We start from the raw sequence: 23,458 nt of genomic DNA on the forward strand, positions 1-23,458 counted from the left end.
AAGTAAACTATGAAACAATCCAGCCCATAAATCCATAGACAAACTGCCACTACGCCAGCAATAACCCCCTAACAGCAACGGCATTCCGCCAGCAACAGCTAATCACCAGCCACAACACCACACCACCGCTTACAAGCCCTTTCCAAAAAAACACCCCCAAAACGCTTACATTTTCCCGCCCTCCGGCGGCGAAGACAAAGTAGAAGCCGTCTGCAACCCGGTGGCAATCTCGGGCAGAATACCCAGCCGCTGGTAAATGGGCCTGACCAACTGACGGGTCTTCGGTAGGGCCAACACAAAGGGAATAATGCTCAGAAGACAAATGAAGCCGCAGCCCAGCAAGGTGTACGTGAGGCCAATCCGCTCGGCGAGCCAGCCGGCCAGCAGACTGCCAATGGGAGCCATGCCCATGAACGCCATGGAGTAAAAGCTCATCACACGGCCGCGCTTGTCTTCGTCCACAATGGTCTGGATGAGCGTGTTGCTGGAGGCCATGCGCAGGATCATGCCCAAGCCCACCACAAAAATGCTCCCCATGGCCAGCAGCAGGGTGTTGGCCAGCGCGAACGCCATCAAGCCTACCCCAAACAGCACCGAGGCCACCACAATGACCCGGGCCAGCCCAAGCACGGTTTTGCGGGCGGCCAGGTAAAGCGCCCCCAGCAAAGCACCCACGCCCGAGGCCCCCATCAGCAGGCCCAGCGTACTGGCGTCGCCGTGTAGGACATCGCGGGCGAAAGCGGGCATGAGCACCGTAAACGGCATCCCGAACAAACTGAGCGTGGCAATCAGGAGCAAGATGTCACGGATGGGCGCAAACCCGAAGGCGTACCGGAAACCTTCGCCCAGGGACTTCAGGATCTGGGTGTCCTGCACCTTGCGTTCCACCTGCGGCACACGCATCAGGAGCAGGGAGGCCAGCACCGCCAGGTAACTGATGGCGTTCAGCAGGAAGCACACGCCCTCACCCACCGCCGCAATGATGCCCCCCGCCACCGAAGGGCCCACTAACCGGGCCATGTTGAACATAGAGGAGTTAAGCGCAATGGCGTTGCTCATGTCTTCGCGCTTTTCCACCAACTGCACCACAAACGACTGCCGGGCGCTCATGTCAAAGGCGTTGATAATGCCCGCCAGCACGCCCAGACCCAGGATGTGGAAAATGGTAACGGTATTGGTGAGCACCAGGGCGGCCAGCGTACTGGCTTCCAGCAGAAACAGGAACTGCGTGAGCAGCAGCACCCGGTGGCGGTTAAAGCGGTCTGAGATCACGCCCGCGAAGGGCCCCAGCAGGAACGAGGGAATCTGGTTGGCGAAGCTCACCATGCCCAGCAGAAAGACCGAGTTGGTGAGGCGGTACACCAGCCAGCTCATGGCAATCTGCTGCATCCAGGTGCCAATGAGTGAAATACTTTGTCCGGTAAAGAACAGGCGGTAATTGCGGTAGCGCAGGGCCCTGAACATGCCGCCCAGGCGCGAGGGAGTATGGGGGGTAAGTGAATCTGCCATTGGTTCTACAGCTCTTGGGAGCCGAAAGGGTGTACGGGCCAAACGGGTGCTTTTGTTCAGCCCTCGCCCCAATGCCCTGCCATTCTCTCCCCCTTTTCGGGCTGATTTTCCAGGAAAGAGCCCCAAAACAGAAAAACAAGCCGGAAAAACCCAATTCCCGGGCAGCACCGTATCATACCAACAAACGCTATGAAGAACGTCTCCCTCCACCGAGTAAACGCCTGGCTGTTGCTCCCCATCCTGACAGTGGTGCTGCTGTATTACGGCCGTGTCTTCCTGATTCCGGTGGGGTTTGCCATCTTGTTCGCCATGCTGCTGTTGCCCGTGAGCCGAAAACTGGAGGGCTGGGGTCTGGGCCGCATACCGGCCACGCTGCTCTGTATTCTGCTCATTGTGCTAGCGGTGGCCGCGGTGGTGCTGCTCATCATTGCGCAGGTGGTGGCCATCTCTGAAGACTGGCCCCAGATGCAGCCCAAGCTGATGCAATTGGTGGCGCAGGTGCAGGAGTGGATCAGGCAGCAGTTTGGGGTGGCCCCGCAGGAGCAGATCAGGCTGGTGCAGGAGCAGATCCAGAAATTCTCGCAGTCGGCGAACCAGGTGGGCACCCAACTGCTGAAAGGCTGGCTGGGCCTGGTCACCTCCTCGGTCCTGGTGCTGCTGTACCTGTTTTTCCTGCTCTGGAAACGGGAGAAATACCGCGAATTCTTCCTCAGGTTGTTTGCCCAGGAGCGCCAGGCCGAGGTAAACGCCATCCTCACCGCCATCACCAAGGTCTCTGGGCAGTACCTGGCGGGCCGACTGATCTCCATTTGCTTTATTGCGGCTTTCTACGCCCTGGGGTTTTCCATAGTGGGCCTGCCGAACGCCCTGCTGCTCGCCCCCATTGCGGCCATCCCCATCCTGATTCCGTATGTGGGCGCTTTTGTGGGGGCCGTGTTCCCGCTGGTGTTTGCGCTTACGGCCGGCTCTACCGGCATGCTGCTGCCCACCCTGGGTGTGCTGGTGGCGGCCCAGGTGATTGACAACAACCTGATTGAGCCTATTGTGATGGGCTCTAAACTGAACCTGAGCCCCATCTTCACCATTGTGGCGGTGGTGTCGGGTGAACTCATTTGGGGCGTGGCGGGCATGATCTTGTTTGAGCCGCTGTTTGCCGTTGTTAAGATTCTCTGCGACCACATTCCGGCGCTGCAGCCTTACGGGTACCTGCTGGGCAACGAGGTGAAAGAACCGGGCTGGGTCACAAAACTCAAGCGGATGTTCAGTAAAGCCTAGCGCTCAGCCGCCCCTGGCGTGCCAAAACCCAAGCCACTCTCTTGTGTCCGTTTTCAGTGCGGGCTTCTTTCTGTTTTAGGGCACATTTTCAGAAAACAGGCCTGATTTAACGCCTCGGGCCCAAGCCAACTCCTGCCCGGCTCCTGCTTTTCACCGGCCAGATGGCGCAAAACATTTACCAGAGCATTCTTGCTCATTTTCAAATAATTAAACCTACCTTCAGCCTCACCATTGTCAAGGTTGCGCGTATGTACAAGAGCCCACCGGCCCCTGGCGTAACCCCGTGACAGCACCCACACCCATTTAACCCTAAGCCCAACACCATGGCCACCGAAAAAAGAACCCATATTCCTCACTCAAAAGCCACCAGGGTGATACCCAGGGGCAAGCTGTTGATCATTGGGGGCAAAGAAGACAAAGGCGGGAACCTGGCGGCGCGGGAAAGGGATGCCACCAACATCAACTTTGTTGCCGAGCAGATCATGAAGCGGTTTGTGACGGAGTTGAAGGGCGAGAACCCGCTGGTGGTGGTCATTCCCACGGCCTCGCAGGTACCCGAGGAATCGGCCCGGGACTACATCAAGGTGTTCGGGGAACTGGGGATTTCCAACGTGCAGGTAGCCGACGTGCGTACCCGAAAAGACGCCAACAACCCCGAGTACGTGGAGTTGGTCCAGAAGGCGGCGGGCATCATGTTCACCGGCGGCGACCAGCTTCGGCTCACAGCCATCTTCGGGGGCTCAGACATGCTGGTGGCCATGAAAGAAACCTACGCGTTTACTGACGTGATTGTGGCCGGCACCAGCGCCGGCGCCGCGGCCATGTCTACGCCCATGATTTACGAGGGCGAGTCGCAGGGCGGCTACATCAAAGGCGACGTGCGCGTGACCACCGGCCTTGAGTTTCTGAAGAACGTGGCCATTGACACCCACTTTCTGGCCCGGGGCCGCATTGTGCGCATGACGCAGGCCATCTGCACCAACCCAGAATGCATTGGCATGGGCCTGGAGGAAGACACGGCCATTCTGGTGACCCAGGGCGGCCACGTGGAAGTGGTGGGCAGCGGCCTGGTGACGGTGATAGACGGCATGGGCCTCACCGAGACCAACATCTACGAGATAGGCAACGGCGAACCCTTCACCGCCAAAGGCCTGCGCGTGCACCTGCTGGGCGATAAGGACGAATACGACGTTCCCTCCTACAAACGGTTTCAGCTACAATAGCAGCGGGTGGGTTTCAGGGCCGTTTTCTCAGAAACGGCCCTGAAACCAAGCCTACCGGGCTGGAGTATCGTTGGCGATTTTTTTGTCGAAGTAAAACGTACCGAAAGGCACCAGCGACCAGAAGAAGGCCGCCGCCGCTTTCTTAAACGACCAGCGGTACTCAATCCAGACCTGCAGCAGCAAAAACGCGAACAGCACAAACAGCACCCCGTGCGCCATGCCTGGCCACCGCACCGCTTTCTCAATGCCGCCCACATATTTCAGGGGCATGGCAATAAACAGCAAAATCAGGTAAGAGATACCTTCCACAAAGGCAACCAGCCGGAAACGGCCCAACGAAGTATTCAAGGGGAAATGCATGGAAACGAAAGTTAGCTGCCGCAAAGGTACGCCAGCCGTTTAGAATAGTCACCCTCTTAACGCAGGAAGCTTCTTACATCGTATAAACGCTATTTTCCTCCCCTGCTTGCGCCCATTTTGTTTTGCGCCTGATTTCCAGAAAACAAGACCCAAACGCCTCTTTGGGGCGCAACTTTTACCCCTGTATCCGGTGTTTTCTTTGTATCTTCGTAGTCCGTTTTGCGTCCATTTTCAACTCAGGACTCAAGACTCAGAACTCTAGACTATTTACCGCCGTGCCAGATTTTTCCCACCTCCATACCCACACCCAGTACTCGTTGCTAGACGGGGCCGCCAGCATCAGTGCGCTTATGAAAAAGGCGCAGGCCGATGGCATGAAAGCCGTCGCCATGACCGACCACGGCAACATGTTCGGGGCGTTCAACTTCGTGGCCGAGGCCAACAAGTACAACGTGAAACCCATTGTGGGCTGCGAGTTTTACCTGGTGGAAGACCGCTTCCAGAAATCCTTCTCCAAGGAGCAGAAAGACGTGCGGCACCACCAACTGTTGCTGGCCAAAGACCAGGAAGGCTACCAGAACCTGGCCAAGCTCTGTTCCTACTCCTACATTGACGGGCTTTACAGCAAGTGGCCGCGCATTGACAAGGAACTGCTCCTGAAATACCACAAAGGCCTTATTGCCACTAGCTGCTGTATCGGGGCAGAATTGCCGCAGGCCATCCTCTGGAAAGGCGAGGAAGAAGCCGAGAAACTCCTGAAATGGTGGCTGAACGTATTTGGCGAGGATTTCTACATTGAGATCCAGCGCCACGGCCTCATGAACATTGACGGCACCGGCAAAAGCCAGGAAGACGTAAACCAGGTGCTGCTTAAATGGGCCATCAAGTACAACGTGAAGGTCATCTGCACCAACGACTCGCACTATGTAGACCAAACCGACTGGAGCGCGCATGACATTCTCCTTTGCGTGAACACCGGTGAGCAGCAGAGCGTGCCCGTTGGTGACTTTAGAACCAACTACTTCCGTTTAATGAGCGGCCAGGGCGAGGTGATCTATGATACTCTGGACAACATCCGGAAGTCTTACAGCCACGACGACAACGTGCGCCGCATGCTTTACCGCATTGAGGAAGAGCTGCAGAAACCGCGCCCCGCGGACCGTTTCGGATTCCCGAACGACCAGTTCTACTTTAAGTCACAGGCCGAGATGAACGAGCTGTTCAAGGACGTTCCGTTTGCCGTAGACAACACCAACGAGATTGTAGACAAGATCACGCCGCCCAAGCTGCAGCGCGATATCCTGTTGCCTAACTTCCCGCTTCCTCCGGAGCACCCCACCGCCGACTTGTTCCTGCGCCACTTAACCTTTGAAGGAGCCAAGAAACGCTACGGCGAAATCACCCCTGAAATTGAGGAGCGCCTGAACTACGAGCTGGGCATCATTGAAACCATGGGTTTTGCGGGGTACTTCCTCATTGTGCAGGACTTCATCAACAAAGGCCGCGATATGGGCGTGGCCGTGGGCCCGGGCCGGGGTTCGGCGGCGGGTTCTGCCGTGGCGTACTGCGTGGGGATTACCAACATTGACCCCATCAAGTACTCGCTGCTGTTTGAGCGTTTCCTGAATCCTGAGCGGGTATCCATGCCCGATATTGATATTGACTTTGATGACGTGAACCGTCAGCGCGTGATTGACTACGTGGTAGACAAGTACGGCAAAACGCAGGTGGCCCAGATCATCACCTTCGGTACCATGGCCGCCAAATCGTCTATTAAAGACGTAGCGCGTGCCCTGGACTTACCCTTGGCCGAGGCCAACGAACTGGCTAAAATGGTACCGGAAGCGCCGGGCACTACCCTGGCCAAAGCCTTCATAGAAGCCCCGGAACTCGCCTCCATCCGGGAGCAAAGCGACCTGAAAGGCGAAACCCTTCGGCTCGCTGAGAAACTGGAAGGCTCCGTTCGGAACACCGGTATTCACGCGGCAGGGGTTATCATCGCGCCGGATGACATCACCAACTACATTCCGGTTTCTACCTCCAAGGACTCTGACCTCCTGGTGACGCAGTTTGACGGAAAGGTGATTGAAAGCGCGGGCATGCTGAAGATGGACTTTTTGGGTCTGAAAACCCTGTCCATTTTGAAGGATGCTATGGCGCTTATCAAGCGGAACCACGGCGTGGAGATCGACATTGACAACATTCCGCTGGACGACGAGAAAACCTACGCCCTCTACCAGCGCGGCGATACCATTGGTACGTTCCAGTTTGAGTCTGAAGGGATGCGCATGTACCTCAAAGACCTGAAGCCGACCAATATTGAAGACTTGATTGCCATGAACGCCTTGTACCGTCCGGGCCCGATGCAGTTCATCCCGAACTTCATTAACCGGAAGCAAGGCAAGGAAGAAGTGGAATACCCACATGACCTGCTGGAGCCGATTCTGAAGAATACCTACGGAATCATGGTGTACCAGGAGCAGATTATGCAGACGGCTCAGATTCTGGCAGGCTACTCCCTGGGTGGTGCCGACTTGTTGCGCCGGGCCATGGGTAAGAAAGACATGAAGAAAATGGCCCTGGAGCGCGAGAAATTCGTGGCCGGCGCCAAGGAGATTCATAACATCCCGGCCAAGCACGCCTCTGAGGTGTTTGACGTGATGGAGAAGTTCGCGCAATACGGCTTTAACCGCTCGCACTCCGCCGCTTACTCCGTAGTCGCGTACCAGACCGGTTACCTCAAGGCGCATTACCCCGCTGAGTACATGGCGGCCGTGCTTACCCACAACATGAACGACATCAAGAAGGTGACGTTCTTTATTGAGGAGGCACGCAAGCAGCAGATTCAGGTATTGGGACCAGACGTGAACGAATCCATCCACCAGTTTAACGTGAACCAGCAGGGGCAAATCCGTTTCGGGATGGGGGCTGTGAAAGGAACCGGTGAAGCCGCCGTGGAAGCCATCATTGAGGAACGTGAGAAGAACGGCCCGTACACCGATATCTTTGACTTCGCGAAACGCGTGAACCTGCGCGCCGTGAACAAGAAAACCTTTGAAAGCTTAGCCCAGGCCGGCGCTTTTGACTCGTTTGAACGCTACCACCGCGCCCAGTATCTGGAAACCCCGGAAGGCGAAAGCATCAACCTGATTGAAAAGGCCGTACGCTTCGGTAACCAGTTCCAGGCCGAGAAAAACGCCGCCCAGCAATCACTCTTTGGCGGTGGCGGTGCCGTAGACATGCCGTTACCAAAAGTGCCGGATGTACAGCCCTGGACGTTGACCGAGATGCTGCGCCGCGAGAAAGAAGTAATCGGGTTCTACCTCTCGGGGCACCCGTTGGATCAGTTTAGGCTGGAGATCGATTCCTACTGTACCTGTAGCCTGGACCGCATCGCTGAGTTCAAGAACCGAGATGTGAACGTGGCTGGTATTGTGAGCAACATTGTGGTGCGTACCGGTAAAAACGGCAATCCGTTTATGCTCTTCTCGCTGGAAGATTACGAGTCTTCTCTGGGCATGGCGCTGTTTGGCGAGGATTTCGTGAAGTTCTCGCCGTACATCAAAGAGGGCATGTACCTGTTCATCCGGGCCAAAGTGACCTTACGCTACAAGTCTGAGGACCAGTGGGAACTGAAGCCCATCTCCATGCAGCTCTTAAGTGATGTGGCCGACAAAATGGCCAAAGGCGTGCGCATGGACATTGACATCCGCAACATCAACGCCATGCTCATTGATCGTCTGGAAGAAGCCGCCATCAACAGCCCGGGTCAGAAGAAGCTGGAACTGGTGCTCACCGAGCCCGGGGAACGTTTAGCGGTGGAGTTGTTCAGCCGCAAGTACCGCATTGACCCGAAGGCGTTTCTGGAAAACGTGAAGGATTTGGAAGTGGCAACGTGCCAGTTGATATAGAAAGCTAAAGGAAAGAAAAAAGCAGTAAGCCCATCAATTTGAGTATTGATGGGCTTTCTGCTTTTTCTGCTTATAGCGAATATAGTTCTAGAATTTTAGTTTTCTGCTTCTACTTCGCCGCTTTGGAAGAACTTAACCGCCCTGTGCAGAAACTGGTTTGAAGAATCTAGTAATTGAAAACCGCCTATTACTCAGAGTTTTCAGGAGTTAGTTAATCTCACCTATAACTGCACACTGACCTGTTAATCTAATTTTATCGGTTTCCTCTTTGTAGTCAATGGTTTTTACAATTCTATAACTTTTTATATCTGGGGTATAGCTTTTTACTTTCTCAAGTTGAGTATTTAGACTAGCCAAATCCTTTGCAGAGTAAAATTTATAGCTCAAATGCGTGCTTTTGTTAGAGGAACATGAAATAGTGTTCTCCACTAACGCAATCACATTGCCACTCCAGTTAAAATGGTGGAATGACTCCACGTAAGTGTCTGCATTTTTCTCCTTCGCAGCCGCTATGAATTGATCTCTGGTCTGCTGGTCACAAACCCATGCATAACCATAGCGCGCCATTCTTGGATTGCAACCTGGTACTTTCTCCTGTACCCTATACCCCACAAAAGTCCATTTTACAGGATTTTGGGCGAAAGCCGCAGATGGCAGCATCCCCAATAACACAATCGTTAGAATCAACAATTTTCTCATACTCCACATTTTTCCAGATCTACAAATACCTTTTTGTACTTATTCGGCATCAAAGGTAAGAAACTATTCAGCAACTCTCTGCCCCTGGCCTGCCAGGCGAAATATTCTTTGGATGGGCCTTGTTGCTTTTTTGCGGCGTTTTCAGGAAAGGGTAGGAAAACCCGGAATAGTATCTTTTGCCTCATTTATGCTGGTTTTCCTATATTTAGGTTGAACCACCGGCAACGTCTATGCACCTTTCCCTCACCCCCAAGAACCTGCTCGCGTTTCTGGCGCTCTTGTTTATCTGCCATGAACTGCATGAACTGGCCCATACTCTTATGCAGTACGTGATCTGTGGGTGCTGGGGGCCAAGGGACTTCCTGGGCTGGAAAACCTGCGGAGCGTGTGACACCAGAATTCTGGCTACCTGGATCTTTCTGTTCGGGCCGCTGCTGTCGTACGGGCTCATGTGGGTGGCATTCGGGCTGATGGCTCCGGGCAAACGTGCGGGGCAGAAGGCGCTTGGCTGGGCGTTGCTTTTTGCCAATCTGCCACTGGGGCGCCTTATTCCTGTGCTGGACCGCGAAGGCGATGAGTCCCTGATTACCCGCAACATCATCAATAAAGAATCCATGACCGTATTGTCTTGGGGCACAGAGCTGGCCCTTGTATTCCTGCTCACTCTTCCGGTGCTGTTCAGGGCCTGGCAGGTGCTAGAAGCCAGACACCGGGTCTGGGTCTATGCCGGCTTTCTGACGCTGCCCCTGCTGGCGGAATCGCTGTTGATGAATGGGTTGGCCAACTGGTTTCTGCGGCAGAAGGTGCTGGCAGGGGATGGCATCCTGGGGAGCCCCGTTTTGATGAATGTCTGGAATGCCGGTTGGCTCCTGGTGCTGCTGTTTACCTATGAGCATTTATACACCCTGCTGCGCCCCGCGCAACCGGCCATAGACCCTGCCAGAGAGGCACCCGCCGGCTCGTTGTTAACGTTCAAAAAGGAGAAAAGACCTTAGAGACGGCCCCGCCATTCTGTCATGCGTTTATCTTTGTCTCTCAGCCCCAACCTTTTCCCGGTGAATCAGTAGATATACTAGTTTTACAGGCGTTTTCCCCCAAACAGGCCGCCACGGTATCCTTTAGGATATTGACAAACCTGACACAAATGCGTTAGTTTTACTAAACCAAAGCAGTTGGTTCTATTTTTGAACCAGGTCTTTCATCGTTATAGATACTTATATAAACAGACAATTATGGCACATAAAGCAATCGAGATCACCGATGCCAACTTCGAGGAGATCATCAATTCAGATAAACCCGTTCTGGTAGACTTTTGGGCAGAGTGGTGCGGCCCTTGCCGCATGGTAGGCCCGGTAGTAGAGGAACTGGCCGGCGACTATGAAGGCCGGGTGGTAGTAGGAAAAGTGGACGTTGACGCCAACCCACAGACTTCTGCCAAGTTCGGGATCCGTAGCATTCCAACCCTGTTGGTTTTCAAGAACGGACAAGTAGTAGACAAACAAGTTGGTGCCGTTCCTAAGAACGTACTGGCCCAGAAATTAGATGGTCAGTTAGCGTAAGCCACACCTTCTTTCCCATACAAACAAGAAAGCCGCCCTTTTGCAAGGGTGGCTTTCTTGTTTTAGGTCTGATTTCTGACAAACGGCCCTAAAACAGAATCCTGTCTTAAAAACCAGTCCTTACCTTTCCAACTCGGGACTCAGGACTCAGAACTATCCACTTACTCACACCCGCACAGGTTCTTCTCGGCGGCGCAAATATCGGCGTAGCCTTGGTCCAGGCGGCGCAAGAAGCCATTGAGCCGTTGGTTGTGTTCCCGCACGGCATCCAGTTTCATTTCCTTAGGCGGAGTGCGGAAGAGGTTGTCCAGTTCCCCCACGTGCTTCTTGAGTTCTATCTTTTTCTCGTAGAGCCGCTGCACATACTCCGGCAACGACTCGGCGGGGTATTGGGTCTTGAAAGCGTTCTCTATGCAATCGTCCTGCTTCAGGTAGGCGATGATTTTGCGCTCCACCTGTTGGTTCAGGTCCAGCAAGCGGGCTTTTTCCTTTTCCAGTTGCTGCTCCTCCAGCCGCTGGTTGAACTGGCGGGCGGCCAGTTTTACCTCCTCGCGGCAGCTGCGGCACTTGGTGGCGCTGGCTTTCTCCAATAGGTTGTTCCTAAAGGTGACGTTCTCTTCGGTGGGCGGGGCATCGCGCAGGCGCATCACTTCTTTGGCGTACACGTCATTGTACTGCGCCGACTCCAGGCGGTTGAGGTGCCGGTTTATGCCCTCGCCCTCCAGCGTGCTGGCCAGGAACTCGGGGTTGGGCAACTCCACGGCGTAGATTTTGTTGAGGTACTGCTCGCGCTGCGCCACAGAGAAAGCGCGAGCCTGCTCCTGCTCCAGGTCCAGCACCGTGTTTACGAGCTCTTTTCCGTTTTTCAGGTTAAAATCAGACTCCATGTAATTGTCGGCAGAGGCCAGAATAGAGGCGTACTCTCCCTTGAACACCCGCTGGTAGGTATGGTTGCGCGAGAACTCCCGGTCGCGCTGGGCGGCCAGGTTCTTCAGGCGTTTGTAGTCCTGCACCACCGCAAACAGGGTCTTGGCGTTGGCCTCGGGGCTGTTGTTTTTATAGTTGAGTTGGTAGTTGTTCAGGTTCTGCTTCAGGTCAGAGAAATTGCGCAGAAACTCCACGAACAGCTTTTCCTGCTTGTAGGCATCCTCAGTGACCAGGCCGGCGGTAAAGGCCTGCTCTATCCTAACCCGGCGTTTCTCAATGGTTTCTGAGGTGATTTCGCTGCCCGAGAGCACATCCATGCGGTAGAGCGACTTGTAGTTGGCCACCACCAGCACCGGATAATCTTTGTAGTTAAGGGCGGCCTCCAGTTTCTGCCGCTCAAACCCCTGCGGGCTGTTGCCCAGGAACTCGGTCAGGCGGTAGGTACGCAAGGCCGGTATTTTAGCGAACGACGGCACAAAGATGTACACCCGTACGGAGTGGAGCCGAGTGTCAAAGTTCTGTCCCTCGTACAGCCGGATGGTGGAACTAAACTTGTACTCCTTCCGCTGCGCCGCGTGCCTGATCAGGTTCCCAAATTCCCCTACCAACGACAACATGGCCGCCTGCGGCGTTACTTGCTTGGCAATGTTGGTGAGCTGATTGGCAATGATGTTGAAGAACAGCTCGCGGCTGTCTGAGGTGAACAGCTTGGCCTCCACGGTAGCATCAATGTTGCGTTCATCGGCGGCCAGCGGCAGCTTGTCTATGATCCGGATGGCCTCAATATTGTCTGAGATGCGGGAGGTGTAGTTTTTTTTGTCATTGGCCGGCTCAATGGCAAAGTTGTACAGGGGGTACACCACCGGTTCCTGCCCAAACAGCTTGGCGTTCTTGAGCTGCGCCGAGATGAACAAAGACTCCAGGTTGATGTAGTCGCGCCGGCGGGCCTTGGTGGTGCCCTGCTCCAGTTCATTGATGACCTTGGAGAACTGCCCCGGATTGAACAAATACATGTCGGTGGTGAGATACTGCCACTCATCGGTGAACTCAAACTTGTCCAGGTAATTGTACCCTAACCTGGTCTGAATCATGTCCTGTGCCCTGCCGGTGAAGGCGCACAAAAGCAGAAAAAGCAGAAAGGAGCGTGCAATGCTTCTTGGCTTCATGTATTCACTCTTTAAGATGTTTGTTACTGGGTAACGCCGTGATGCCCCAACGCGTGTGTGGCTCTACAAAGTTCGCTCCTAAATTGACTAATCCCAAGAGTTCAGGCAGTTGCTTCCTGCAATGTTTCTCCCGACCTTGCCTCTTTCTACTAAATTCTTGTTTGTGCGTCCCGGTTTTTTGAAACTCCAAGCCCTGTTGCAGTCTCCTCTTTTCTGGTTTTTGGCGGTTAGCAGCTTTACCCTGGTCTACTTCTTTGCAGAGCATGAGGGCTTTTACTTTGGAGATGATTACTCTTACAGCCTCTATGCCCACCAGTTGATCTGGGGCGGTTTTCATTTTGATGATTACTCTTTCTGCCACCGCTTCATGGTCTTTGTGCCCACGGCCCTGTTCTACTGGCTGTGGGGCATGAACATTTATACCACCACCTTGTGGCCCTTGCTCTGTACTTTAGGCACCCTGCTTTTACTGTATCTAGCGTTCAGGAAGGCGCACCCGGTGGCCACTTCCTGGGCTTTGGTCTTGCTGGGACTGTACTACTTCCAGCTGAACACGGTCAATTACCTGTACCCAGACAATATTCTGCTTTTCTTCACCACGGCCTGTCTGCTGGTCTTGTATCGCGCCAGAACCCAGTTGCCATCAGCAAAGCAGGAGATCACCTGGGGAATCTTGTTTGCCTTCCTGAACCTGCTGGCGTTTCTTACCAAGGAAACCATTGTATACACCGTTCCCTTTTACCTCTTCGTTCTGTTTCAACACATCAGGAACCGGGAGAACCTGCGCTTCTGGGGCTCCGCGCTGGTGTCGGGCACAATTCTGCTGGCCCTTTATTTCCTGCTATACAAAGTCTATTCCGGCGACGCCCTGCAACGGCTATATGATATCAAGGCCACCAATACCGTTGAAACCAAACAGGCCTATTTAGACAGCAGATCGGCTACTTTACTCCCGCGCCTCACGTATGAGCCTGTCTTGTTTTTCATAGGCTCTGGCCTTGCCATTCCCCTGGTCTTGACAATTTTTTCTTTCTTCACCAAAGGGAGCCACAGAGGCCAATCCACTGCTGAAACACTGCGGTTCTGGTTTGCAGCCATGGTGTGCATGCTGCTCCCTATCTGGTTTGGCACCGCCACGGTAGATTTCTACAAACCCATGCCCTTGGTACCCCGCATGTTCCATCCTTTGCTGCCCACCTTTTGCTTGTCGGCAGGATTAGTGGTAGAGAAAGCCTGGGGAAAGCGCCCAGCTTTTCTGCTGCTCACTTTCTTGTTTGTAGTCTGCACCGTTTTAGCCGGAGAGAAGATGTGGGTTCTTTACGCCCCCTTGGCGGCATTCTTCGCGCTCTGCAGCTTCTTTAGCCGCCCCCTACCACACTGGCTGGGATTGATTATGGTGACGCTTGTGTTAGCCATCAGACCGGTTTACTTTATGGCCAAGCCCACTGTCTCCTATTATTTTGAGCAAAAAGAAATAGTAGACCAGCACTTGAACCATCGGGTTGGCAAGTATACGGTCTTGATGGATTCCGTCATGCTCAACAGGTATAGATACTTCTACGGCTTTCACACACCCACTAATTACCAGTTTAAGAGATACACAGACCTCTCTACCACGGGCCAACAGAATGTAGACACGGTGTTTCTCCTGATCAACAACGGCGTACTGGAACATCCGGAGCTCATGATGCCCATACGGGAGAAAGACGTGCTGCCCCTTTTTCCGGCAGCCCGTTTGATTACCCAAAAAGGCAAGGTAAAGCTATACTACTTACCAAAAGACTCATCCGCTTCAGCGTTTTAGCGCCTATTTCCGGTAAACAGGCCAAAAACACTCAAGCCAAGCAAACAGCATTTCACAAGGCCACTCCTTTTAACTGCCAAGGATAATTCGTTCTTCCCTTACCCAAACCAAAGAGGCCCTGCTACAGAATAGCAGGGCCTCTTTGCGGATGGTGGCGCAAACCACTATTGCTTGATGAGCCGGTAGCTGGAAGTTTCCGGGCCGTTGGTGAGGCGCAGGACGTACGGGCCCGAAGGCAGATCCTGAATGGAGAGAGTTTTCACGTTGGTGCCTTTCTGCGGGTGGCTGATCTGGAACCGTTTAGTCTCCTGCCCCAAGGCGTTGAACAGCTGAATCATGACTGCTCCTTTTCCCTTGTACTCAAAGCTGCAGGACAGTTCCGTTGCAAACGGATTGGGGAAAACAGACGCGTTCACCCGGTCGGCCATATCTTCCTCAGAGGCCAGCAGGTTCCGGTTCCCCTGGGCGTACCACACGGCCCACTTCGAATTTCCGATGAGCCCGGTGGCGTTGCCGGTGGTCAGGAGTTTATCTTCGGCCAGCGGGAGGGCACCGGTCACCAGGGTAGTGCCATCTACCGCCCGGGCACCAAACACCACCCGGCTATCGGTGCGGTCAAAGGAAGGCTCGTTCATGACGGTACTCCCGAAGATATCACGGTACACGTATGTCTTCAGGTTCATGGTGACCAGGTAATAGATGGTCTGGGCCGAGGATTTATCCACGTAGTCAAAGGCCACAATGTGGGGAGAGTTCTTCGCGAACGCAGGGTTGATGACATCTGAGTTGAACTGCAGGAACTTCTGGATTTTCCCGTCGCCGGCCTTATTGCCGGCCCGGCTCCAGAGGTTCGCCAGCCCTATGTCCCAGTACTCTTTGTCTTGGGTCTCCTCCACGTAAGAATACAGGGCGTCAAACAGGATCTTTTCACCCGTGTAATCCCATTCCAGACTGTGGATGTCCACCATTTTCTCGCCCTCATGAACGGGAACCGTGTTGTTCAGCTCCACGGCGGTCCATTGGCCCCGAGGGATATCATAGACGTGGATGATGGGCTCTTTGGCTACTTTGACGGCAGCCAGCTTGGTACCGTCTTTAGACACCGCCACATTGTCCCAGATGGTCTGGTTGTCAATGGTTCGCTCGTTCACCGCGCCTTTGAGGGTAACCGCCCTGATAATGCCGCTCTGGGCGACAAAATAGGCCTCGGTTCCGTTATCGGTGACGCTGGGCTTGCCTTTGAGGGGCGTATTGGTGAGGATGGTAGCCGTTTGCGTGGCCATGTTGGCGTTCCGGAGGGTGTTGTCAGAGGTGCTGTAGTACAGCACAAAGTCACCGCCGGGGTTCACCGGCAGCGTGGAGGCGTAACCGGCTTCGGTTGGGCCAGAGGCTGGCTCCACAATGCCCACCGAGGTGAAGGCATTCTTAGCCGCAGTTACTTCCCCCGAAGTGGCTCCATATAAATCGGTAGCGGCCTGAACCACGGCGTAGCGTAAGTCGGTGAACTGTGACAGCCTGGTCAGGTAAAGCGTGAGGGCCCGGTAGTACACGCGGCCGGCTTTGTCTTTGGTCATGCCCGGGGCGGTGGCAAACAGGTAGAACGCCTTGTTAGGAATACCGCTGTTCACGTGCACCCCGCCGTCATCCTCGTTCCCGGTGTACATTTCGCTCACGTGGGCGGGCTGGTACCCCTCGTTGAAATCGGCCAGGCTGGTGCCGCCGTTGTGCGGGTCCTGCAGGCTTCTAAGCGCCCCAGAGGGGTACGAGGTCGGTTTCACGATGTCTTCGCCAATGGTCCAGTTCCTGCCCTCAATCAAAGCCCCAAACACATCGGCCATGGACTCGTTGATGGCCCCAGATTGCCCCTGGTACTCCAGGTTGGCGGTGTACTGCACCACGCCATGGGTGAGTTCGTGCCCCGCCACGTCCAGGGCACCGGCCAGGGGTTTGAACGCGTCTTTGCCGTTTCCATAGATGATGTATTGCCCGTTCCAGACGGCATTGTCCCAGAGTTCATCTTCTTCATCCTTGGCGTTGATGATGGAGATGATAGACCCGCCCCTGCCGTCAATGGCATTGCGCCCGTGTTTGGTCCGGAAGTATTCATAGGCCATGCCCGCGTTGTAATGCGCCGAAACCGAGGCAGGGCTGGTCCAGGTATTGTCGGTGGAGGTGACAAAGAACATTTCGGCCTCCTCATTGGCGTAAGAGGCATCTTTCAGGTCCAGGGTATAGATCACGCCCATGCCGCTTTCGGGCAAGGTGGACCGGTTGTCGTACATGGCGCGGGCGGCATCCAGCAGGTAATAGGTCTCCCCTTTCTGGTAGGTATTCAGCGACTGGGTCACGTTGTTAAGGTCCTTGGCCGAAGCCGTCTGAGGGCCATCAAGGGAGCATAAATGGTTGTACTTGTGCAGAACGGCTCCGCTTTGCGCGTCAATGAAGTACTCCCAGCGGTGCACCAGCCCCGGCTGCACGGTCACGTGCCAGGTAAGGCGCTCTGCGGCCGGGTTACGGTTTGGGTGGTAAATCACCAGCTCAGCGGTGGTCTCGCGCTGGCCCAGAATGGTAGACAGCAGGCTTTTGTGTGAGCGGGAAGAGGTCTTGCCTACCGCCGCCAGCGCCGTTTTAATGGCGTTTTGCTCAGAAACCGTTGGAATCACGCTTACCAACGACGGGGTGGGAAAGTACTGCCCGTTCAGCACGCTTACCTCATTCTGCTGGGCATGCAGGTACAGCTCGCCCCCGTACACGGGAACCCCGCGGTACTGTTGCCGCATCTTGATGTGCGTCTGCTGCAAGGCATCGGTTTCCACGCGGTCCACGGCAAACTCCTGGTCTGGCTCTACAATCTGCAGGGTGGCTTTGAGCTCGCGCAGGTAAGAGAAACCGGCTTCCCGGGGCGTGGTGGCTTTTCTAGCGGCCGCCTGTCCCTTGCGGGCGAGTTTGCCCTTGATGAACACCGGCAGCGAGGCGGGCCCTTGCCTGATTACATTCAGGCCCTCGGGGTCTGCGGGCCCGCTGTGCAGCACCCGGCTGTTGGCTCCAGGCCCAATTGAGGTAGACAGTTGAACCGACTCCGGCAGGAAGGCGGTTTGGGCTTGCTTCTGCCCCCAGCCCACCGAGACTTGGGCGAAACAGAAAATCATGGCAAGCGCTGCTTTCCGGGTAAAGGTTAGCTCCATAGGGATGGGTATAAGGTGGATTTATTTTTTAACCAAGGCCTGTAACTGCCGGTAGAGTGCCTGCACCTGGGGTGGGGCGGTAAACTGGTTGCTGCCCCACACCGCCTCTTTTTGCAAGCCCGTGGCATCTGCCAGCTTAATGTATTGGTACAGGTTGCCCGGGTGCCTGAAGGAAAGCTCCAAGGCGCTTGCCTGCTCAAACAACTTCTCTGCCTCTTTGCCGCTGATGGCGCTCAGTTCCTTGGCTTGCCGCGAGAGCGGGTCCCGTTGGAATACCTGTCCGGTGGGCAGCAAAACATACTCCGTGACTCTGCCGCTTACCCCGCCCCCGTTGCCCCACGCAATCTGGTTGCCCTGGTAAGATTCCAGCGCCACTTTCTGCGAAGCGCACCCCAAGGGCAGGCCCGCTAAGCCCAGTGAGACCACGAAGAAGAAAAGAGGGAAGAAGCTCCTCATATTATGCCAGGAATAATAGGGTGGAAAAGAATGGTTAAAGTACAAAACATTCCTTAATAACTCAACACCTCGCTCTAAAATGGCTATTGTACACCCTCTTGGCAGCAGTACTTGCATAAAGCTGAGATGCAATGTACCAGCCTCGTCATCCGTACCCCTTGTTCTTCAGGAGTTGCAAATTGGCTTGAAAACAAAAGAGGCCGGATCTATTTCCGGCCTCTTTTGGCTAAAGTAGCGTTAAAATAGCAACCCAGCCGCCCCTAACCTGCCGGGTTGTTTTTGATGGGTTTTGCAGAAATGAGGCACAAAACGGAGGTGGCCCAAACGCGGGTGGCCCACCTGCCACCGGCAGGAGCACTCAAACCATGCGACCCAACTTTGCAAAGGCTTACTGCCCGGGCTGCCCCTTTTTGATGCGTTGGTAGTCTTTGAGGTCGGCGCGGTTTTCCAGGGCCAGGTACTCGGCCTGCAGGGCTTTTATCTTGGTGGCGTGCCGCAGGATGATGTCATCGTGCAGGGCTTTCTCGCGGTCGTTGAGGCGTTTATAAATGGCGTTGGCGTAGTCCCAGTCTTCTGGGGTCCAGGTGTCTTTGCGGTCCCGCACCTGCTGCAGGAAGTGCACGTAGGCGTCGCGCAGGCGATCAGGGGTAACGGCCGACAGGTCGCGGTACTCGCCCAGGAGTTCGCGCTCCATCTGCAGTTGCTTGCCGGCCACCGGGCCGCGGGCTTCGCGCATTTTGCGTTCGGCCCGCTGTCTGGCCAGGGCCTGGCCTGCTTCCTTGAGTTCGTCTTTCGTTTTAGAGGCGGCCTGGCTGGCCCGCTCGTCTAGTTTATCCAGTTCCCGGGCGGCCGCTTCTTTTCGTTCCCGGGGCGTGGTGTCGCAGGCTACCAGGGAGGTCGCCAGCACGCCGGTGAGGAACAGAAGCAGAGTCAGCGGAAACAGTTGCGTTCGTTTCATAGTAGTACAATAGGTGATTCACCTCCCATACGCAAAGATGGGGCCAGAAGGTGCTTCCCCGGCATGGCAGGCGATATGGGCAAAAACAGTTTCAACTACTCACTGGATTTTAAGGCGGTAGATTTCAGGCAGCACCCCGAGCTGTACCGCATTGGCGTGGGCGAGCAGGGCGTGCTCCTGGTGGAACCCTATAAAAGCGAGCTGCTGCCCCATTGGCGGTTCAGGAACGTGGCCGTGGCTACCCAATCGGCACAAATTATTTACTCCATGTTTGAGGAATATCTGGCCCGGCAGGAGTTTGTGGGGGCCGACATGGCCCGCAAGTTCCTGCAGATGGGCTTTACCCGCGCCCGGCGCTATGCCAACCACAAGGGCGGAAAGAAATACGCGGCTTCCCCCGAGGCCAATAACGCGGCGCTCCCCTATCCTTACTCCTCCGGCAGCCCCAACAAAGGCAACGCCATTCTGCCCCAAGAGCAGGACGCCCTCACCAACGAGAAGGCCCAGGCGGCGGCGGTGTTCAAGGCGTACTGGTTCAAGGCCAAGGCGCACCCGCAGTACCTGGCCCAGAAACAGGCGTTCAAAGACAAGTACTACCTCCCCTAAAGCGATGGGGCTGTTTTAGGGCAGATTTCACCAAAACAGCCCCAAAACCAGGAAGGCAAATGCTACTCCTGCGCCAGCTGCCGCCGCGCCTTGTACGCGGCCACCCCGGCATCCAGGAACTGGATGAACTTCTGCACATCGCGCTCGTAGGCCACCGGCGTGACCAAGGAGTTCTCGTGCTCGTCCATGAGCACGTAGTAGGGCTGGGCGTTCACGTTGAACTTGGTGATCTGGTAGTCGGCGTACTTCTTGCCCAGGGTGGTCTTCTGCTTGCCGTCATAGGGGCTGGTGTACCATTCGTTCTCCGGAAGCTCGCTTTTGTCGTCTACGTACAGGGCGGCAATCACGAAGTTTTCGCGCAGGCGCTTGAGCACCTCGGGGTGCGACCACACGTTGGCCTCCATTTCGCGGCAGTTCACGCAACCGTGGCCAGTGAAATCAATGAAGATAGGCTTGCCTTGCTCCTGGGCACAGCGCTTGGCCTGCTCCAGGTCAAAGTAGCCCTGCAGGCCGTGCGGCAACTCCAGAAAATCGCCGTATTTGGGCGTGTCGCAAAGGGTGTTAGTGGCGCTGGCCACCATGCCGCGGTTAGCCCCCAGGTCAAAGTCCTGGGTAGACTGCGGCGGCAGGTACCCGGCCAGGGCCTTGAGCGGAGCGCCAAACAAACCCGGCACCAGGTACACCACAAACGCGAACACCACCACGGCAAGCAAGGTGCGCGGCACGCTCAGGTACGGCAGGTCAGAGTCGTGCGAGAACTTGAGCTTGCCCAGCAGGTAAAAGCCCATGAGCGTGAAAATAACAATCCAGAGGGCCAGGTACACTTCGCGGTCCAGCAAACCCCAGTGGTACACCTGGTCGGCGATGCTCAGGAACTTGAGGGCCAGCGCCAACTCTATAAACCCCAGGCACACCTTCACCGAGTTCAGCCAGCCACCCGACCGGGGCAGCGTGCTCAGCCAATTAGGAAAAATGGCGAACAGGGTAAACGGCAGCGCAAAGGCCATGGAGTAGGCAAACATGCCGGCAATGGGCTTCAGGGTCTCCCCTCCCGCTGACATTACCAGAAGCGAGCCCACAATAGGACCAGTGCAGGAAAAAGACACCAGCACCAGCGTAATGGCCATGAAGAACACGCCGTAATACCCGCCCTTGTCGGCCTGGGCATCGGCTTTGTTCACCAGCCAGTGCGGTAGCGTAATCTCAAACATGCCCAGAAACGACATGGCAAACAGCAGGAACACCACAAAGAACAGCACGTTGGGCAGCCAGTGCGTGCTCAGGAAATTAGCCACCTCGGGGCCGGCCAGTTTGGCCACCAGCGTACCGATGAGCGTGTAAAACGCAATGATGGACAAGCCGTACACCAGCGCCTTGATGATTCCGCTCAGCCGGGTGGCGCTGCCACCGGTGAAGAACGTCACCGTCATGGGAATCATGGGGAACACGCAGGGCGTGAGCAAGGCCACCAAACCCGACAGAAAGGCCGCCAGCATAAAGTCCCACAGCCCTACCGTGGCGGTAGAGGCTTCTTCCGCCGAGGTTGCGGTAACCTCGGTTGGGGTAGGCGCAACAGCGGCCACGGCGGTGTTGCCCGAGTCAGTTGCCTGGGGAAAGGCGGTCACGGGGGCGGTTTCGCTCAGGAGCGAGGTATCGGGCGTTGTGGGAGCGGTATTGCTAGCAGCCGGCACCGCGGCTGGTTGGGTGCCCGTGGCCTCCCCAGCCGGGGCATTCTGCACAGGAGCAGCTCCGCCGGTACCGGTACCGGGAGCCGGCTGGTTCGCCGGGGCCGCCGCACCGGGCAGCACCTTGATCTGGGTAAAGTTAAAGTCGCCCTCGCCGGGGATGCACTGGCCGTTCACCTCTGAGCACACCTGGTACTCGTAGCTTCCTTTCACCACCAGCGTGGGTTGCAGCACCTTGATCCGCTGCCGGAACTGGCCGGTTTTGGTAAAGTACGTGTACTCGCCGCCCCAGGTCTGGTCAAACTTCTTCTTGGGGTTTACCGGCTTTATCTTGCCCACCAGGACGTAGGAAGGGTGTTTCTGGAAGGTGAACGTGGTCACAATGGGCCCCAGGTCCGGGTCAAAGTCCGAGGAATAAAGGTACCATTCGGGGATGATTCTGGCGTTGAAGATCAGGTCCACCTCCTCGCCCACCTTCACCTCGGTAGCCGACACGTCATGGCTCCAGGTAGCCGGTTTCAGGACCTGGGCCTGCGCCGCGAGCATGAAGAAGAACAAGGCCAGCAGCAAGCCCCCGCCACGTTTCCAAACTATTTCCATTTGTATTTTTTAACGCTTGATATAGAGGGGCTAAATTAATACAATTACCCCGTAAACCCGAACAAACCCACCGCAGGGCCTCTAAATTGGGGCATAACGGCGGTTTACTTTCTGCCACCGTTCCCGTACATGAAACGAATATATTCTCTTTGATAGTGCTAATAAACCTTTAAATTTGAAGCAAGCGACCTTTTCTCACCCCTGAGAGGTTGCCCTGACCTATGATCCTGAACATCTTCCTTACCATTCTGCTGGTTGCCCTGAATGGTTTTTTTGTGGCCGCTGAGTTTGCCCTGGTAAAAGTACGGGCTTCGCAGATTGAGCTGCGGGCGCAGGCCGGCAACCAACTGGCCAAAGTGGCCCACCACATGATCGGGCACCTGGATGCCTACCTTTCTGCCACGCAATTGGGCATCACGCTGGCCTCCCTGGGCCTGGGCTGGATTGGCGAGGGCGTGGTGTCTGAGATTATCATTGAGATCATGCACGCCATGGGCGTTGCCGCAGACCCAGAGTTGGCGCACCAGATTGCCCTGCCCATCTCCTTTGCCGTGATCACGGTACTGCACATTGTATTTGGCGAGCTGGCGCCTAAGTCGCTGGCCATCCAGCGGCCCGAGTCTACCACCCTGGCAGTGGCCGTTCCCCTCCGGATTGTCTACTACATCCTGCTGCCCTTTATCTGGGTTCTCAACGGCTTCTCCAACTTTATCCTGAAACGGGTGGGCATCACGCCCATGCACGGCTCTGAGGTGCACACCGCCGAGGAACTGCGTCTCTTGTTTGAGCAGAGCGCCGAGAGCGGCGAGATTGGCGGCAGCCAGCAGGAGCTGATTGAGAACGTGTTTGAGTTCAATGAGCGCATGGTCAAGCAAATCATGGTACCCCGCACCAAACTGGTGGCCCTGGACCTGGACTCCACCGAGCAGGAAATCTTTGACGTAGTCTTCAACGAAGGCTACACCCGCATGCCCGTTTACCGCGACACCATTGACAACATTGTGGGCATCCTGTACGTGAAGGACCTGCTGGTGGTGCTGCGCGCCGGCGAGCAAGTGAACCTGACGAAACTCATGCGCCAGCCTTACTTTGTGCCCGAAACCAAGAAAATCAGCCGCTTGCTCAAAGATTTCCAGCGCAACCGCATGCACATTGCTGTAGTGTCAGACGAGTTTGGCGGCACCTCGGGCATCGTGACCATCGAAGACATTATTGAGGAACTGGTGGGCGAGATTCAGGACGAGTACGACGAGGAAGTGCCCCTGGTGGAAAAAGTGGGTGACTTTGAGTTCAGGGTAAGCACCGCCGCCTCCATCCAGGATGCCAACGACGACCTGCCTTATCCGCTCCCCGAGGGCGAGGACTACGAAACCGTAGGCGGATACCTCAACATGATCTACGGCCGCATTCCCGAGATTGGCGAAACCGTGGTGGAGGGCGTGTACGAGTTCAAAGTCCTGGAGAAAACCGAGCGCAACGTAGAATCGGTGCTTCTCACCGTCACCGAGGACAAACGCGACGATATCTTGTAAGGT

At 55.6% G+C, this 23,458-nt stretch carries 16 protein-coding genes; 8 read left to right on the forward strand and 8 right to left on the reverse strand.

The window, feature by feature from the left end; genetic code table 11:
• Positions 1 to 165: 165 nt before the first annotated feature.
• Entirely contained in the window at positions 166 to 1,509 is a 1,344-nt protein-coding gene (locus JT718_RS15780) for an MFS transporter (RefSeq protein WP_205503687.1), read from the reverse strand.
• Positions 1,510 to 1,698: 189 nt separating this feature from the next.
• Here JT718_RS15780 and JT718_RS15785 point away from each other — a divergent pair, with 189 nt between their 5' ends.
• Both JT718_RS15785 and JT718_RS15790 read left to right on the forward strand, forming a co-directional pair.
• The gene (locus JT718_RS15785) at positions 1,699 to 2,784 is read left to right on the forward strand and encodes an AI-2E family transporter (RefSeq protein WP_205503688.1); all 1,086 of its coding nucleotides are present in this window, start codon (positions 1,699 to 1,701) and stop codon (positions 2,782 to 2,784) included.
• Between the two features lie 323 nt (positions 2,785 to 3,107).
• On the forward strand, positions 3,108 to 4,007 hold the full coding sequence (locus JT718_RS15790; RefSeq protein WP_205503689.1) for a cyanophycinase: 900 nt from the start codon (positions 3,108 to 3,110) through the stop codon (positions 4,005 to 4,007).
• A 51-nt stretch (positions 4,008 to 4,058) separates the two neighbouring features.
• Here JT718_RS15790 and JT718_RS15795 read toward each other — a convergent pair whose 3' ends face one another.
• Positions 4,059 to 4,367 carry a DUF3817 domain-containing protein gene (locus JT718_RS15795; protein WP_205503690.1) on the reverse strand — a complete coding sequence of 103 codons (309 nt, stop codon included), beginning with the start codon at positions 4,365 to 4,367 and terminating at the stop codon, positions 4,059 to 4,061.
• Positions 4,368 to 4,642: 275 nt separating this feature from the next.
• On the opposite strand from JT718_RS15795, the gene dnaE reads away from it, so the two are divergent.
• On the forward strand, positions 4,643 to 8,278 hold the full coding sequence (dnaE, locus tag JT718_RS15800; RefSeq protein WP_205503691.1) for a DNA polymerase III subunit alpha: 3,636 nt from the start codon (positions 4,643 to 4,645) through the stop codon (positions 8,276 to 8,278).
• Between the two features lie 207 nt (positions 8,279 to 8,485).
• On the opposite strand, the gene JT718_RS15805 is transcribed toward dnaE, so the two are convergent.
• Entirely contained in the window at positions 8,486 to 8,977 is a 492-nt protein-coding gene (locus JT718_RS15805) for a hypothetical protein (protein ID WP_205503692.1), read from the reverse strand.
• 230 nt (positions 8,978 to 9,207) lie between these two features.
• On the opposite strand from JT718_RS15805, the gene JT718_RS15810 reads away from it, so the two are divergent.
• Both JT718_RS15810 and trxA read left to right on the forward strand, forming a co-directional pair.
• Complete coding sequence (locus tag JT718_RS15810; protein ID WP_205503693.1) at positions 9,208 to 9,972, forward strand: hypothetical protein; 765 nt, start codon at positions 9,208 to 9,210, stop codon at positions 9,970 to 9,972.
• Between the two features lie 237 nt (positions 9,973 to 10,209).
• On the forward strand, positions 10,210 to 10,536 hold the full coding sequence (trxA, locus tag JT718_RS15815; RefSeq protein ID WP_062542637.1) for a thioredoxin: 327 nt from the start codon (positions 10,210 to 10,212) through the stop codon (positions 10,534 to 10,536).
• A gap of 161 nt (positions 10,537 to 10,697) precedes the next feature.
• On the opposite strand, the gene JT718_RS15820 is transcribed toward trxA, so the two are convergent.
• Positions 10,698 to 12,629, reverse strand: coding sequence for a hypothetical protein (locus JT718_RS15820; protein ID WP_205503694.1), 1,932 nt, complete (start codon positions 12,627 to 12,629; stop codon positions 10,698 to 10,700).
• Between the two features lie 196 nt (positions 12,630 to 12,825).
• On the opposite strand from JT718_RS15820, the gene JT718_RS15825 reads away from it, so the two are divergent.
• Positions 12,826 to 14,433, forward strand: coding sequence for a glycosyltransferase family protein (locus JT718_RS15825; protein WP_205503695.1), 1,608 nt, complete (start codon positions 12,826 to 12,828; stop codon positions 14,431 to 14,433).
• 164 nt (positions 14,434 to 14,597) lie between these two features.
• Here JT718_RS15825 and JT718_RS15830 read toward each other — a convergent pair whose 3' ends face one another.
• The 3 genes from JT718_RS15830 to JT718_RS15840 all read right to left on the reverse strand — a co-directional run bounded on the left by JT718_RS15830 (position 14,598) and on the right by JT718_RS15840 (position 19,032).
• Positions 14,598 to 17,618 carry a M4 family metallopeptidase gene (locus JT718_RS15830; protein ID WP_205503696.1) on the reverse strand — a complete coding sequence of 1,007 codons (3,021 nt, stop codon included), beginning with the start codon at positions 17,616 to 17,618 and terminating at the stop codon, positions 14,598 to 14,600.
• Between the two features lie 21 nt (positions 17,619 to 17,639).
• A complete protein-coding gene (locus JT718_RS15835) occupies positions 17,640 to 18,074 on the reverse strand; it encodes a hypothetical protein (protein WP_205503697.1) in 435 nt (144 codons plus the stop codon).
• A 388-nt stretch (positions 18,075 to 18,462) separates the two neighbouring features.
• Positions 18,463 to 19,032: an apurinic/apyrimidinic endonuclease family protein gene (locus JT718_RS15840; RefSeq protein ID WP_205503698.1), complete on the reverse strand. Its 570-nt coding sequence runs from the start codon at positions 19,030 to 19,032 to the stop codon at positions 18,463 to 18,465.
• 75 nt (positions 19,033 to 19,107) lie between these two features.
• Between JT718_RS15840 and JT718_RS15845 the strand changes: the two genes are divergently transcribed.
• Complete coding sequence (locus tag JT718_RS15845) at positions 19,108 to 19,638, forward strand: DUF4385 domain-containing protein (protein WP_240337129.1); 531 nt, start codon at positions 19,108 to 19,110, stop codon at positions 19,636 to 19,638.
• Positions 19,639 to 19,700: 62 nt separating this feature from the next.
• Here JT718_RS15845 and JT718_RS15850 read toward each other — a convergent pair whose 3' ends face one another.
• Complete coding sequence (locus JT718_RS15850; protein WP_205503700.1) at positions 19,701 to 21,923, reverse strand: cytochrome c biogenesis protein CcdA; 2,223 nt, start codon at positions 21,921 to 21,923, stop codon at positions 19,701 to 19,703.
• 221 nt (positions 21,924 to 22,144) lie between these two features.
• On the opposite strand from JT718_RS15850, the gene JT718_RS15855 reads away from it, so the two are divergent.
• Positions 22,145 to 23,455 carry a hemolysin family protein gene (locus JT718_RS15855; RefSeq protein WP_205503701.1) on the forward strand — a complete coding sequence of 437 codons (1,311 nt, stop codon included), beginning with the start codon at positions 22,145 to 22,147 and terminating at the stop codon, positions 23,453 to 23,455.
• The last annotated feature ends 3 nt before the right edge of the window (positions 23,456 to 23,458 follow it).

The organism is Rufibacter psychrotolerans, from assembly GCF_016924645.1.
In the GTDB taxonomy this organism is placed as follows: Bacteria; Bacteroidota; Bacteroidia; order Cytophagales; family Hymenobacteraceae; genus Nibribacter; species Nibribacter psychrotolerans.

Excerpts from the sequence above, each read along its gene's own strand:
- JT718_RS15810 (WP_205503693.1), top strand. The coding sequence starts at position 9,208 with ATGCACCTTTCCCTCACCCCCAAGAACCTGCTCGCGTTTCTGGCGCTC.
- JT718_RS15795 (WP_205503690.1), bottom strand. The coding sequence starts at position 4,367 with ATGCATTTCCCCTTGAATACTTCGTTGGGCCGTTTCCGGCTGGTTGCC.
- JT718_RS15785 (WP_205503688.1), top strand. The coding sequence starts at position 1,699 with ATGAAGAACGTCTCCCTCCACCGAGTAAACGCCTGGCTGTTGCTCCCC.
- JT718_RS15835 (WP_205503697.1), bottom strand. The coding sequence starts at position 18,074 with ATGAGGAGCTTCTTCCCTCTTTTCTTCTTCGTGGTCTCACTGGGCTTA.
- JT718_RS15780 (WP_205503687.1), bottom strand. The coding sequence starts at position 1,509 with ATGGCAGATTCACTTACCCCCCATACTCCCTCGCGCCTGGGCGGCATG.
- JT718_RS15850 (WP_205503700.1), bottom strand. The coding sequence starts at position 21,923 with ATGGAAATAGTTTGGAAACGTGGCGGGGGCTTGCTGCTGGCCTTGTTC.
- JT718_RS15830 (WP_205503696.1), bottom strand. The coding sequence starts at position 17,618 with ATGGAGCTAACCTTTACCCGGAAAGCAGCGCTTGCCATGATTTTCTGT.
- JT718_RS15805 (WP_205503692.1), bottom strand. The coding sequence starts at position 8,977 with ATGAGAAAATTGTTGATTCTAACGATTGTGTTATTGGGGATGCTGCCA.
- trxA (WP_062542637.1), top strand. The coding sequence starts at position 10,210 with ATGGCACATAAAGCAATCGAGATCACCGATGCCAACTTCGAGGAGATC.
- JT718_RS15820 (WP_205503694.1), bottom strand. The coding sequence starts at position 12,629 with ATGAAGCCAAGAAGCATTGCACGCTCCTTTCTGCTTTTTCTGCTTTTG.
- JT718_RS15855 (WP_205503701.1), top strand. The coding sequence starts at position 22,145 with ATGATCCTGAACATCTTCCTTACCATTCTGCTGGTTGCCCTGAATGGT.
- JT718_RS15845 (WP_240337129.1), top strand. The coding sequence starts at position 19,108 with ATGGGCAAAAACAGTTTCAACTACTCACTGGATTTTAAGGCGGTAGAT.
- JT718_RS15790 (WP_205503689.1), top strand. The coding sequence starts at position 3,108 with ATGGCCACCGAAAAAAGAACCCATATTCCTCACTCAAAAGCCACCAGG.
- JT718_RS15840 (WP_205503698.1), bottom strand. The coding sequence starts at position 19,032 with ATGAAACGAACGCAACTGTTTCCGCTGACTCTGCTTCTGTTCCTCACC.